The 14,258-nt window shown below is 52.6% G+C and carries 11 protein-coding genes; 8 read left to right on the top strand and 3 right to left on the bottom strand.

Annotated elements, in window-relative coordinates:
• Positions 1-55 precede the first annotated feature (55 nt).
• Entirely contained in the window at positions 56-523 is a 468-nt protein-coding gene (locus HMY34_RS02360) for a c-type cytochrome (RefSeq protein WP_202717720.1), read from the bottom strand.
• 42 nt (positions 524-565) lie between these two features.
• Positions 566-1,324, bottom strand: a complete 759-nt coding sequence (locus tag HMY34_RS02355) for a GNAT family N-acetyltransferase (RefSeq protein WP_202717719.1) — start codon at positions 1,322-1,324, stop codon at positions 566-568.
• Between the two features lie 105 nt (positions 1,325-1,429).
• Here HMY34_RS02355 and rpsO point away from each other — a divergent pair, with 105 nt between their 5' ends.
• From rpsO to acnB, 8 genes are all read left to right on the top strand, one after another.
• Complete coding sequence (gene rpsO / locus HMY34_RS02350) at positions 1,430-1,699, top strand: 30S ribosomal protein S15 (protein ID WP_202717718.1); 270 nt, start codon at positions 1,430-1,432, stop codon at positions 1,697-1,699.
• 198 nt (positions 1,700-1,897) lie between these two features.
• Complete coding sequence (gene pnp / locus HMY34_RS02345; RefSeq protein ID WP_202717717.1) at positions 1,898-3,991, top strand: polyribonucleotide nucleotidyltransferase; 2,094 nt, start codon at positions 1,898-1,900, stop codon at positions 3,989-3,991.
• Between the two features lie 244 nt (positions 3,992-4,235).
• On the top strand, positions 4,236-5,450 hold the full coding sequence (gene odhB / locus HMY34_RS02340) for a 2-oxoglutarate dehydrogenase complex dihydrolipoyllysine-residue succinyltransferase (protein ID WP_202717716.1): 1,215 nt from the start codon (positions 4,236-4,238) through the stop codon (positions 5,448-5,450).
• Positions 5,451-5,461: 11 nt separating this feature from the next.
• A complete protein-coding gene (gene lpdA / locus HMY34_RS02335; protein ID WP_202717715.1) occupies positions 5,462-6,898 on the top strand; it encodes a dihydrolipoyl dehydrogenase in 1,437 nt (478 codons plus the stop codon).
• 202 nt (positions 6,899-7,100) lie between these two features.
• The gene (sucC, locus tag HMY34_RS02330; RefSeq protein ID WP_202717714.1) at positions 7,101-8,270 is read left to right on the top strand and encodes an ADP-forming succinate--CoA ligase subunit beta; all 1,170 of its coding nucleotides are present in this window, start codon (positions 7,101-7,103) and stop codon (positions 8,268-8,270) included.
• A complete protein-coding gene (gene sucD, locus HMY34_RS02325; RefSeq protein ID WP_202717713.1) occupies positions 8,267-9,142 on the top strand; it encodes a succinate--CoA ligase subunit alpha in 876 nt (291 codons plus the stop codon). The genes sucC and sucD overlap by 4 nt, the downstream gene beginning before the upstream one ends.
• A gap of 28 nt (positions 9,143-9,170) precedes the next feature.
• Complete coding sequence (locus HMY34_RS02320) at positions 9,171-10,475, top strand: citrate synthase (RefSeq protein WP_202717712.1); 1,305 nt, start codon at positions 9,171-9,173, stop codon at positions 10,473-10,475.
• A 29-nt stretch (positions 10,476-10,504) separates the two neighbouring features.
• On the top strand, positions 10,505-13,108 hold the full coding sequence (gene acnB / locus HMY34_RS02315) for a bifunctional aconitate hydratase 2/2-methylisocitrate dehydratase (protein ID WP_202717711.1): 2,604 nt from the start codon (positions 10,505-10,507) through the stop codon (positions 13,106-13,108).
• A gap of 57 nt (positions 13,109-13,165) precedes the next feature.
• Here acnB and HMY34_RS02310 read toward each other — a convergent pair whose 3' ends face one another.
• Complete coding sequence (locus HMY34_RS02310; RefSeq protein WP_202717710.1) at positions 13,166-14,209, bottom strand: AAA family ATPase; 1,044 nt, start codon at positions 14,207-14,209, stop codon at positions 13,166-13,168.
• Positions 14,210-14,258 lie beyond the last annotated feature (49 nt).

Below are 14,258 nucleotides of genomic sequence, written 5' to 3'. Positions count from 1 at the left end.
GTCTTAACGCCCTTCACCCCTTGCGAGGGAAGGGCGGGGGATGGGGGAATTCCCCTTAATCTTTCTTATATTCCTTATGGCAAGCCTTGCAAGACTCACCCACTTTACCGAATTGCGGCTTGATTGCCGCCATATCACCACCTTTAGCAATTTCAGCCAGTGATGCTGCTTCTACTTGGAAGGTTTCCATTTTCTTTTTGAAATCATCCATGTTCGCCCAGATATTATCTTTGGCTTCGGTTTCGCCCATGTCGCTGCCAGGGATGAAGCCATTGATGGGGAATTTGCTCAATGCGGCTACCGCTTCCGCATTTTTTGCAAACTCTTCCGCATTGAACTCTTTTTCACCTTTAACCATCGCACCCATCGGGCCGAAATGGTGCTTGATCATGCTGAAACCGGCTTGGCGGTAATCAATCGCCGCTTCTTCCGGTGATTTTTGCTCATCAGCCGTGACGGTGGAAATGGCGGCAACGCTCATGGCGGTGACGGTGATAGCTAGGATTTTGGTAAACATATTCATGGGTTAGTTCCTGAATGTTAGTGAGGGTATAAATCGTTATGCCTAAGACCGTGATTTTCGCAGGGTGTTGCGTAGCTTTTCAATAAAAGCGTAAAAAGGTGAGTAGTAATTGTAAATTGGCGTGAGTTGCCCATTGAAAGTACGTTTGAAGCGGTTAATGCCTTGCATCACCGGATCGGTAGTATCCACGGCATAACCGCCCCAATCGTAAGTGTGGAATCCCGCCGCTTTGAAATGCCGCATTCCTTGCCAATGCAGGCAGCGATTGGCAAACCCCATGGCACGGCGCATATCCGGGTCATGGTTGTACGCCTGTGAACTGGCTGAAATCAGCAAATTCGTCACGCCTTGTTGTGGCGGAGAGAGCAGGTAAAAGTGGCAAATCACGGGGCGACCTTCGTGCTCAACGCTAAAAATACAGTAATTTTCCTTGCCAATGGCGCGAGCATCTTGATCAGTAAATAAAGACAAACCGCGTGCGGTGGCAAAGGCATTATAGAGCGGAATAAAATCTGCCAGTGCGGTATCGCGATTAAGGTTAAAGCACTGTTCCTGTTCGCACCGCCGAATTTGATTACGGGTATCTTTGGGGAAGTTTTGAAAAATTGCCGTTTCATCCGCCGTTAAATCAGTCAGCAAGGTATGCCGATTCTCGGTGTAAAATAACGCTGGCTTGTCTGCCGCATAACAATCCATGTAGGCAGTGGGCAGCAAGACATCACGCCAACGGGGTTTGGTGGTATGGGCAAAATAGTATTTTTGGATAGGAATACCATAATGATAATGTTGAACACGCATCATACTAGCCGATAGTTATTTTAATGTTAGGCAGAACTATACTACATTTGCCTTCATGTGTATAATCTGCGCCTTTTTACCAACCATTAATCTGGAGCCTAGGCGAATATGTCTCTGAGTGCAGAAGTTAAGGCCGGTGTTGTTGCACAATACCGCCAATCAGACACAGATACCGGGTCCCCGGAAGTGCAAGTTGCGTTGTTAACAGCGCGTATTCAGCATCTGACGGACCATTTTGCAACCCACAAGCATGACCACCATTCCCGTCGCGGGTTATTGGCAATGGTAAGTCAGCGTCGTAAGATGTTGGATTACTTGAAGCGTAAAGATCTGGCGCGTTATCAAGCGCTGATTTCCAGCTTGGGTCTGCGCCGCTAAGTCGGGGCAACCACTCCAAAACACCGCCATTGTGCGGTGTTTTGTTATGTAAGAACTGATCGTTTACTATCATTCGTCGCGCAGGAAGGTTGTTGATAAAGGTTTGTATCACGCTCACTTCCGAATCTTTATCAACAGCCTGCCCGTGACATTCCATTTGCAATTGTAATAACACCTATCAAAGGAACGCCCAACGTCATGGCAAAAATCACCAAGACTTTCCAATACGGCAATAACACCGTCACTATCGAAACCGGCGAAATCGCCAAACAAGCCACCGCCGCCGTCATGATCACGATGGATGACACCAGCGTGCTGGTCACTGTCGTAGGCAGCAAAGAAACCGTGCCCGGTCGCGATTTCTTCCCGATGACGGTTGATTACCAAGAAAAATTCTACGCCGCCGGTCGCATTCCCGGTGGTTTCTTCAAGCGTGAAGCGCGTGCGACCGAAGAAGAAACGCTGGTTGCGCGTTTGATCGACCGCCCATTGCGTCCGCTGTTCCCAGAAGGCTTTACCCACGAAGTGCAATTGATTGCCACTGTGGTTTCCATGAATCCATCGGTTAGCGCCGACATTCCGGCATTGCTGGGTGCATCAGCGGTCATGGCACTTTCCGGTATGCCATTCCAAGGCCCTATCGGTGCCGCTCGCGTGGGCTACCGTGACGGTGGCTATTTGCTGAATCCATCCAAAGAAGACCTGCTTACTTCTGAGTTGGATTTGGTGATCGCCGGTACTGATTGTGCCGTGCTGATGGTCGAATCTGAAGCGAAAGAACTCAGTGAAGATGTCATGCTGGGCGCGGTCATGTTTGGTCACGAGCAAATGCAAGTCGCTATTAATGCCATCAAGGAATTGGCGGCAGAAGTGGCAACTCCAGCATGGGATTGGTCTGCACCGGTAGCCAATACTGCGTTGGCAGACGCGGTAGAAGCAGCTTGCTCGGCTGATCTGGTTGAAGCCTTCCAAATTGCGGACAAGCAAGCGCGTTATGCCCGCATCCACGATGTACAAAGTGCATTGGTTGAGAAACTGGCAGCGAAAGAAAGCGAAACGGGTTTCAGTGCAGACGAAATCAAAGGTGAATTCAAAAACGCTGAAAAGAAAGTCGTGCGTGGCAGCATCCTCGATGGCAAGCCCCGTATCGATGGTCGTGCGCTGGATACCGTGCGTAAAATTACCGTGCGCGTCGGCGTATTGCCGCGTACTCACGGTTCAGCACTGTTCACCCGTGGTGAAACACAGGCGTTGGTTGTGACCACGCTGGGTACTGAGCGTGATGCACAGGTGATCGACGCGATTACTGGCGAATACAAAGATAACTTCCTGTTTAACTACAATTTCCCGCCGTACAGCGTGGGTGAAACGGGTCGTTTCGGTTCACCGAAGCGTCGTGAAATCGGTCATGGGCGTTTGGCAAAACGTGGCGTGAAAGCGATGGTGCCAAGCACTGACGATTTCCCGTACACCATTCGTTGCGTGTCTGAAATCACCGAATCCAACGGTTCTAGCTCCATGGCGAGCGTGTGCGGCAGTTCCTTGGCGATGATGGACGCGGGCGTACCGTTGAAAGCGCCAGTCGCGGGTATCGCGATGGGCTTGATCAAAGAAGGCGAGCGTTTTGCGGTATTGTCCGACATTCTCGGTGACGAAGATCACCTCGGCGATATGGACTTTAAAGTAGCCGGTTCTGCGGACGGTATCACCGCGCTGCAAATGGACATCAAGATCACCGGCATTACCAAAGAAATCATGCAGCAAGCGTTGGTGCAAGCCAAAGCAGGCCGTTTGTACATCTTGGGTGAAATGGCGAAAGGTCTGGAAGCGCCGCGTGACGAAGTATCCGAATATGCCCCACGCTACGTCACCATGAAAATCAACCCGGACAAAATCCGCGAAGTCATCGGTAAAGGCGGCGAAACCATCCGTGGTATCACCGCTGCGACTGGCGCAAGTGTTGACATCAATGACGAAGGTTTCATCAAAATTGCGGCAATTGACGCCAAAGCTGCTTATGAAGCTCGCAGCATGATCGAAGCGATTACTGCCGAAGTGGAATTGAACAAGGTTTACACCGGTAAAGTCGTGCGTCTGATGGACTTCGGTGCATTTGTCACTATCTTGCCGGGCAAAGACGGTTTGCTGCATATTTCACAAATCAGCGACGAGCGCGTTGAGCGCGTGACCGATTTCGTCAACGAAGGCGATGTGGTTAAAGTCAAAGTCATCGAAATCGACCGCCAAGGTCGGATGCGTTTGAGCATGAAAGCAGTGGGCGAAGGCGAGTAAGTTTTCCCCTCTTCCGATGTTAGCAAAAGACCCTGCGGGGTCTTTTGTTTTTGGTGTCGACAATGTTGTATTTATGTTATTGTATGACAGCGTTTTTAGCGCAAACATAAGGGATATGTCGACAATATGAAGGTTTTTTGTTGACCTTGTGCATAAAAAACCCTATAATGTCGACAATTCATAAGATTAGTAAAAAAGCATTCCAGAAATGCTATTCGATACCTACCAAAAAGGATGTGTGCAGATGAGCAGTGAGATTCTGACCCCGGTACTGCCGGAATCCGTCGCCGATGCTACCGTGGTGACATGGAGCAAAAAAGTCGGTGATAGTGTCAAACAGGACGAAGTACTGGTTGAAATCGAAACCGACAAAGTGGTGCTGGAAGTACCTGCTCCTGCCGATGGTGTCCTCACCGAAATTATTGAGCAAGCGGGTGCAACCGTCATTAGCAGTCAATTGCTGGGTCGTATGACCATTGGCGCAGTAGCAGCAGCTCCAAAAGCCGAAGCTGCCCCCGCCGTTGCTGCTCCAGCAGCAAGCACTGAACCACAAACCGCCCCCGCTGCCCGCAAACTGATGGCAGAAAACAATCTGACGGCTGCTGATGTCGATGGTTCTGGCAAGCAAGGCCGTATTCTTAAGGAAGACGTGCAAGCCGCTGTTGCCGCGAAACCTGCTGCCGCGCCAGCTCCTGTTGCTGCTCCAGCACCCGTTGCCGCCGCACCTGCACCAACTGTTGCCGTTTCTGCTTCAGGTGCTCGCATGGAACAGCGCGTTCCCATGACCCGCCTCCGCGCCCGCATCGCCGAACGTCTGATGTACGCCAAGCAATCCACCGCGATGCTGACCACCTTCAACGAAATCGACATGAAGCCGTTGATGGATATGCGTAACGAATACAAAGACGCATTCGAGAAAAAACACAAAGCGAAACTGGGCTTTATGTCTCTGTTCGTGAAAGCAGCCGCTGTCGCGCTGCAACGTTTCCCTGAAGTCAATGCCTCAATTGATGGCAATGACATTGTTTACCACGGCTTCTGCGATATTGGTATTGCCGTGTCATCTGATCGCGGTCTGGTCGTTCCGATCCTGCGTAATACCGAAAACATGGGCTTAGCTGACATCGAATCCGGCATTGCCGGTTACGCTGCCAAAGCTCGTGAAGGTAAGCTGGATATGGGCGATCTGACTGGTGGTACGTTCACTATAACCAACGGGGGCGTTTTTGGGTCGTTGCTATCAACCCCAATTCTAAACCCTCCTCAAAGCGCGATCCTGGGGATGCACGCGATCCAGAAGCGCCCTGTCGTTGTCAATGATCAGATTGTTATTCGCCCGATGATGTATGTGGCTCTCTCGTATGACCACCGCATTGTCGACGGTCAAGGTGCTGTCACCTTCCTCAAAACCATCAAGGAATTGGTTGAAAACCCGGTTCGCTTGGTGTTGGATGTGTGAGGTAACACGCCATGACTGATAAATATGATGTCATCGTCGTCGGGGCAGGCCCCGGCGGTTATGTCGCCGCTATCCGTTGCGCCCAACTTGGCTTAAAAACTGCATGTGTGGAAGAGTGGATCAACAAACAGCAAAAGCCTGCCCTCGGCGGTACTTGCCTGAACGTCGGTTGCATCCCGTCCAAAGCATTATTGGAAAGCTCCGAACGTTACGAAGAAATCGCCAAACACAATGCCGACCACGGCATCACGGTTGACGGTTTGCAGATTGACGTTGCCAAGATGATTGCCCGCAAGGACAAAATCGTCAGCCAACTGACTGGCGGTATTGAGCAATTGTTCAAAGCCAACGGCATTACGTGGTTGCAAGGTCGCGGTCGGTTGCTGGCTGGCAAGCAAGTGGAAGTCACCGCGCATGACGGCACGGTTTCAACGGCTACGGCTGATAACGTCATCATCGCGGTAGGCTCTACCCCGATTGAACTGCCGATTGCCAAATGGCTGGATACACGTATTGTCGATTCCGCTGGTGCGCTGGATTGGGAAACTACTCCCGGCAAACTCGGTGTGATCGGTGCAGGCGTGATCGGTTTGGAAATGGGCAGCGTATGGCGCAGGCTCGGCTCTGAAGTGGTGGTCATCGAAGCGATGGACGATTTCCTCGGTGCGGCTGACCGTGACGTGGCTAAATCTGCGCAGATGCAATTCAAAAAGCAAGGGCTGGACATCCGCCTAAGCTCCAAAGTTGCCAAGGTTGATGTAGGCGATAACGGCGTAACCGTGACCTACAACGATCCGAACGGTGAGCAAACCTTGCTGGTTGATCGGTTGATCGTCGCCGTCGGGCGTAAGTCCAACACTGCGGGCGCATTTGCTGCTGATTGCGGGGTGCAACTGGATGATCGTGGACGTGTCGTTGTCGATGCGCATCTGCAAACCGCCGTGCCGGGTGTTTACGCGATTGGTGACTGCATCGTAGGGCCAATGCTGGCGCACAAAGCCTCGGAAGAGGGTGTGCTGGTTGCCGAGCAGATTGCCGGTCAAAAGCCGCACATCAATTACGACGCGATTCCGTGGGTTATTTACACGCACCCGGAAATCGCATGGGTCGGTAAGACCGAAGCCGAATTGAAAGCCGCTGGCGTTGCGTATAACACAGGCAGCTTCCCGTTTGCCGCCAACGGTCGCGCCAAAGCGATGGATCAAGCCGACGGTTTGGTGAAAGTGCTGGCAGATGCCAAAACAGACCGGATTCTGGGCGTGCATTTTGTGGGGCCATTGGCTTCCGAACTGGTCGGTCAGGCAGTGATTGCAATTGAAACCGAATGTTCGTCAGAAGATTTGGCACGCATGACGTTTGCGCACCCAACCGTTTCCGAAGCAATACACGAAGCGATGCTGGCTGTGGATGGGCGGGCATTACATGCCGTTGGCAAAAAGCGTAAGTAATATGGTGTACCCCTCACCCCCCAGCCCCCTCTCCCTCAAGGGGCGAGGGGGAGCAAGAGATAAAGCCTCTTAGCCCCTCTCCCCTTGAGGGAGAGGGGTTGGGGTGAGGGGTAACACGCCACGGTCTGCTGCACGCAGATACGTGGCGTTTGTACGATTATAACCCGCGTTTTCGCGGTGAACTACCAAAGGAAAACTGAGGATGAATTTACACGAATATCAGGCCAAAGCGGTTTTTAGCCAATACGGTATGCCTGTACCCACTGGCAAAATCGCTTCAACTGCGGCGGAAGCCGAAGCAGCAGCGGCTTCTTTAAGCACGGCGACAGTAGTGGTCAAGGCGCAAGTCCACGCGGGTGGACGCGGTAAAGCCGGTGGTGTGAAACTGGTTAAGACTCCGGCTGATGCAGCCACCTTCGCAGCCAGCTTGCTGGGTACAAACCTAGTCACGTACCAGACCGACAAACACGGTCAACCCGTCAACACCATTTTGGTGGAAGAAACCTGCAATATCGCCCGCGAATTGTACCTCGGCGCAGTGCTGGATCGCTCCAGCCGCCGCATCGTCATCATGGCCTCCACCGAAGGCGGCATGGAAATCGAGAAGGTTGCGCACGAAACCCCGGAAAAAATCCTCAAAGTACAGGTTGATCCACTGGTCGGTGTAATGCCTTACCAAGGGCGTGAATTGGCGTTTGGTTTAGGTTTGGAAGGCGCACAAATTGGGCAATTCACCAAACTGCTGGTCGGCTTGGGCAAAATGTTCAAGGAAAAAGACCTGTCTCTGGTCGAAATCAACCCGCTGGTAGTCACGGCTGAAGGCAACTTATTGTGTCTCGATGGCAAAGTGAATGTGGACAGCAACGCGCTCTACCGCCAGCCTGAACTGGTAGCGATGCGTGACAAATCCCAGGAAGATGCACGCGAACTGGAAGCGGACGAGTGGGAACTGAACTACGTGGCACTCGAAGGCAATATCGGTTGCATGGTCAACGGCGCAGGCTTGGCAATGGCGACGATGGACATTATCAAACTGTCCGGCGGTCAACCCGCCAACTTCCTCGACGTAGGCGGTGGCGCAACGGCTGAACGGGTAGCGGCGGCTTTCAAGATCATTCTGTCTGACTCTGCGGTTAAAGGCATTCTGATTAATATCTTCGGTGGCATTGTGCGTTGCGATTTGATTGCCGAAGGGATTATCAAAGCGGTGCAAGAAGTTAACGTTTCTGTCCCTGTTGTAGTGCGTTTGGAAGGCAATAATGCCGAAAAAGGTGCTGAATTGCTGACTAATAGCGGCTTGGCTGTGATTGCTGCAAGCGATCTTGGCGATGCTGCCCTGAAAATCGTTGCTGCCGTAGGAGAATCCGCATGAGCGTATTGATTAATAAAGACACCAAAGTCATCTGCCAAGGTTTCACCGGCAAGCAAGGGACTTTCCATTCTGAGCAAGCAATTGCTTACGGTACTAACATGGTCGGCGGGATCACGCCGGGTAAAGGCGGCACCACGCATTTGGGTTTGCCAGTCTTCAATACTGTGCGCGAAGCGGTCGAGGCAACAGGTGCGGATGCCAGCGTTATCTACGTTCCGGCAGCATTCTGTAAAGATTCCATCATTGAAGCGGCTTACGCAGGCATCAAGCTGATCGTGTGCATTACTGAAGGCGTTCCTGCACTGGATATGCTGGAAGCGAAAGTGGTCGTGGACAGTTTAGGCGTGCGTCTGATTGGCCCCAACTGCCCCGGCATTATTACACCGGGCGAATGCAAAATCGGCATTATGCCGGGTCACATCCATAAACCGGGCAGTGTCGGTATCGTGTCACGTTCCGGCACGCTGACTTACGAAGCGGTTAAGCAAACCAACGAATGGGGTCAAAGTACCTGTATCGGTATTGGTGGCGACCCCATTCCGGGCACAAGCTTCATTGATGCACTGACCTTGTTCCAAGCTGACCCGCAAACCGAAGTCATTTTGATGTGCGGCGAAATCGGCGGTTCAGCGGAAGAAGAAGCGGCGGAATTCATCAAAGCGCACGTCACTAAACCAGTGGTTTCCTACATTGCAGGCGTTACCGCACCCAAGGGTAAGCGCATGGGTCACGCAGGCGCGATTATTGCAGGCGGAAAAGGCACTGCGCAGGAAAAGTATGCTGCGCTGCAACAAGCTGGCGTGTATACTGTTCAGTCTCCGGCTGAACTAGGGAAGGGTGTCGCCGCTGCGTTCGCAGCCCTGCAAGGATAAGTTTTCGTTAATTTTTTGGAGCGCCTGCATGACCAAACAAACTGTCACCATCATTGATAACGTCACCGGCAAACAAGTCGAGTTGGACGTGCTTCAGCCTAGCATCGGGGTCAAAACCATTGACATCCGTAAATTGTACAAGGAACTGGGGTATTTCACTTACGACCCCGGTTTTATGTCGACTGCTAGTTGTTCCAGTGAAATTACGTATTTGGATGGGGATGCAGGCACGCTGCTCTACCGTGGTTATCCGATTGAGCAGTTGGCAGAACACAGCAGCTTTTTGGAAGTCTGCTATTTGCTGCTGAATAAAACCTTGCCCACCAAGCAAGAGTTGGCGGATTTTGAGTACATGATCTCGCGCCACACCATGTTGCATGATCAGGTACAGTATTTCTTCCGGGGTTTCCGCCGTGACGCGCATCCGATGGCAACCGTGGTTGGGGTCGTGGGGGCGTTGTCCGCGTTCTACCACGATGACATGAATATCCATGACCCAGAACAACGTAAGCGTTCTGCGCACCGTTTGATTGCGAAAATGCCGACGATTGCGGCATGGAGCTACCGTTATTCCGTGGGTTTGCCGTTTGTCTACCCGCGTAATGATTTGTCGTATGCGGAAGATTTCTTGCACCTAATGTTCTCCGTGCCGACTGAGCCGTACAAGGCTGACCCGTTGCATGTGAAAGCGTTGGAAGTCATTATGATTTTGCACGCTGACCATGAGCAAAATGCCTCGACCTCAACCGTGCGTTTGGCGGGCAGTTCGGAAGCGAACCCGTTTGCAGCCGTGGCAGCCGGGATTGCGTCCTTGTGGGGGCCTGCGCACGGTGGTGCGAACGAAGCCGTGATCACTATGTTGCGTGACATTGAAAAGTCTGGCTTACCCTTGTCGCATTGGGTAGACCGCGCTAAAGACAAAAATGACCGTTTCCGCTTGATGGGCTTCGGGCATCGCGTGTATAAAAACTATGATCCACGCGCCCGGATTATCCGTGAATTGGCGAATGAGATTCTGGATCGCTTGCCCGCTAATGACCCGAACCAGAAACTGTTTGCGATTGCGCGTGAGCTGGAACAGGTGGCCTTGAACGATGAGTATTTCAAAGCGCGTAACCTGTACCCGAACGTCGATTTCTATTCCGGGGTGATTTTCCTGAGCATGGGGATTCCGGTCAGCATGTTTACGGTGATGTTCGCGCTGGCACGTACCATCGGCTGGATTTCGCAGTGGGATGAAATGATGGGTGATGAGGAGTCGCGCATCGGTCGTCCACGCCAGTTGTACGTGGGTGCGGAAAGCCGCAATTATGTTCCAGTGGATGAAAGATAAGTTTTGTTGTTTTGAGGAGTCTATAGAAAATGTTGCAAGAATATCGCCAACACGTTGCCGAACGCGCCGCTCAGGGCATCCCGCCTAAGCCATTGGATGCAGCACAAACCGCTGCACTGGTGGAATTGCTGAAAAACCCTCCGGCAGGCGAAGAAGCCTTTCTGGTTGATTTGCTGGAAAACCGCGTTCCGGCGGGTGTCGACGAAGCCGCTTATGTGAAAGCCGCTTTCCTTGCTGCCATCGTCACGGGTGAAACTGCTTGTGCATTGATTAGCCCGGTGCGTGCGGTCGAAGTTCTCGGCATGATGTTGGGTGGTTACAATGTACAACCGTTGATTGCCGCGCTGGATGTGCCTGCAACGGCTGATGCTGCTGCTACCGCTCTGTCACACACGCTGCTGATGTTTGATGCGTTCCACGACGTGGAAGCCAAAGCGAAAGCGGGTAATGCGTCTGCACAGAAAGTCATGGAATCTTGGGCAGCGGGCGAATGGTTCACTTCCAAGCCTGAAGTGGCTGAGAAAATCACCGTTACCGTTTTCAAAGTTCCCGGCGAAACCAATACTGACGATTTGTCACCTGCACCGGATGCTTGGTCACGCCCTGACATCCCACTCCATGCTAACGCGATGCTGAAAATGGCGCGTGACGGTATCGAGCCGGAAGTTCAAGGCAGCGTCGGCCCTTTAAAGCAAATCGAAGCGGTGAAAGCGAAAGGCTTCCCAGTGGCTTACGTCGGTGACGTTGTTGGTACGGGTTCTTCACGTAAGTCTGCGACCAACTCCGTGCTGTGGTTCTTCGGCGATGATATGCCGGGAATTCCGAACAAGCGTGTGGGCGGCTACTGCTTTGGTAGCAAAATTGCGCCGATTTTCTTCAATACAATGGAAGATTCTGGGTCGCTGCCGATTGAAATGGATGTTGCCCAAATGAACATGGGCGACGTGGTTGATGTTTACCCGTATGAAGGCGTTGCCAAGCGTCACGGTACGGATGAAGTTATTTCCACCTTCAGCCTGAAAACTCAAGTGTTGTTGGACGAAGCGCGTGCGGGTGGTCGTATCAATCTGATCATCGGGCGTGGTTTGACCGCCAAAGCGCGTGAATCACTGGGACTGCCGCCGGTTGATTTGTTCCGTACTCCAGAGCAGCCTGCTGATACGGGCAAAGGTTTCACACTGGCACAGAAAATGGTCGGCAAGGCTTGCGGCATGACGGGTGTACGCCCCGGCATGTACTGCGAACCGAAAATGACTACGGTGGGTTCACAAGACACTACTGGCCCGATGACCCGTGATGAGCTGAAAGATTTGGCTTGTTTGGGCTTCTCGGCGGATTTGGTGATGCAGTCTTTCTGCCATACGGCTGCTTATCCTAAGCCGGTTGACGTGGTAACGCACCACACCTTGCCAGATTTCATCATGACCCGTGGCGGTGTTTCGTTGCGCCCCGGTGATGGTGTTATCCACTCGTGGTTGAACCGCATGTTGTTGCCGGATACCGTGGGTACAGGTGGTGACTCGCATACCCGTTTCCCGATTGGTATTTCCTTCCCAGCCGGTTCTGGTCTGGTGGCATTTGCGGCTGCGACGGGCGTTATGCCGTTGGATATGCCGGAATCTGTGCTGGTACGTTTCACCGGCACAATGCAACCGGGTATCACCCTGCGTGACCTCGTGCATTCCATTCCACACAAAGCGATCCAGATGGGTCTGCTGACGGTGGAAAAGAAAGGCAAGAAGAACGTTTTCAACGGCACAGTGCTGGAAATCGAAGGTCTGGATCACCTGACTGTCGAACAAGCATTTGAACTGTCGGATGCTTCTGCGGAACGTTCGGCGGCTGGCTGTACGGTTGCGTTGTCGGAAGCCTCGGTTGCGGAATACCTGCGTTCTAATATCGTGATGTTGAAGTGGATGTTGGTGGAAGGTTATGGCGATCCGCGCACGATCGAACGTCGTATTAAGGGCATGGAAGCATGGTTGGCTAACCCAAGTCTGATGCGTGCTGACAAAGACGCAGAATATTCGGCGGTGATCGAAATCAACATGGATGAGATCAAAGAGCCTATCCTGTGTGCGCCGAATGACCCGGATGATGCACGTTTGTTGTCGGAAGTGGCGGGTCGCAAGATTGATGAAGTGTTCATCGGTTCGTGCATGACCAATATCGGTCACTTCCGTGCGGCGGGTAAGTTATTGGATGCGACGACTGCGCAAATCCCGACACGTATGTGGATTACCCCACCGACGAAAATGGATGCTTCGCAGTTGAGTGACGAAGGTTACTACAACATCTTCGGTCGTGCGGGTGCGCGGATGGAAATGCCGGGTTGTTCATTGTGCATGGGGAATCAGGCGCGTATTGCTGAAAACTCCACGGCGGTGTCTACTTCTACGCGTAACTTCCCGAACCGTTTGGGTACTGGCGCGGATGTGTTCTTGGCTTCGGCGGAACTGGCTTCTGTGGCGGCGATCATGGGCAAATTGCCTACGGTTGCGGAGTACATGGAATACGCGAAGAAGATTGATAGCATGGCGGGTGACATTTACCGTTATTTGAACTTCGATAAGATGGAGCATTATCAGAAGGCGGCGCAGAAGGTTGTGCCGATTCCGGTAGTGGCGGGTTAACACCCACTCTCTGTAAAAAAGCCCCGCAGTGTCGGGGCTTTTTTTATACAGTATGGTTCAATCGTACAACATAATATCGCCAATCGACTGCGCCCACTGCGCAAACGCTGGAATCCCGAAAATTTCATCACCGACAGCGCGGAGCATATCCGACACCAACATCACGCCCATTTCCTTCAGCGGAAACGCTTTGGCGTAGTTGAGAATATGCCCATAGGTTTCCGCCGCTTCTGGCGTGCCTTTCGCCCGAATCGCCCGTCCCACCAGCGATGAAGCCACCGCGTATTGCAAATCCACTTCTTTGGGCGCTTTAACATCTTCACCACGCAAAATCGCATCCAAGTCCGGCATTTGATCAAGGCTATCCACAAACGCTTTCAGCTCAATCCCCGCCGCTGGCCCGACACAGGCTTGCAAGGTTCCCAGCAATAAATTGGGGGAATTGCCAAATTTCTGCAAGGCGCGGTGCGCAAATTCCCACGAACGCGGGGTAGGGAAGGCAACCGGATTGTGTGCCGGATCAAAGTTAAACAATTGTTCGGGGCGGAAGCGCAAAAAGCCGATAATGCGTTCGTCGATGTGGTGTTTGTACGCCCAAGCTACCCAGTCATCCAGATTCAAATCGACTTCAAAGTGTGAAAAGCGGTTGGCTAAGGGAGCGGGCATGGTGTAAGTCACGCCTCGGTCGCCTTGGCGATTGCCAGCGGCAAAGATTGCCCAGCCATCCGGTACACGGTAATCGCCCAAGCGTCGGTCTAAAATCAACTGATACGCCGCAGCCGATACGCTCGGCACGGCGGAGGTGATTTCATCCAAAAACAAAATGCCCACGGCTCCGTGGCGCTCTTCATCCGGCAGCATGGAGGGAATCGCCCATTCCACCAGCTCTTTGTCACGGAAAGGAATGCCGCGTAAATCGCTGGGTTCCATTTGCGACAAGCGCACGTCAATCACCGGCGCACCGTGGCGAACCCCGACTTGCGCCACAATTTGCGACTTGCCTACACCCGGCGGCCCCCACAACATTACGGGGGTATGATGACCTTCTAACGTGCCGAGAAACTCTTTGTCGAGGATGGAACTGAGTGAAGCTGGGCGCATGGGGAATCCTGTAGTATTGTCACAAAGCGCTTGATGATACGGCAAACCC

This window comes from Thiothrix subterranea (genome assembly GCF_016772315.1).
GTDB lineage: Bacteria > Pseudomonadota > Gammaproteobacteria > Thiotrichales > Thiotrichaceae > Thiothrix > Thiothrix subterranea.
This window is presented reverse-complemented; position numbering and strand designations above follow the sequence as displayed.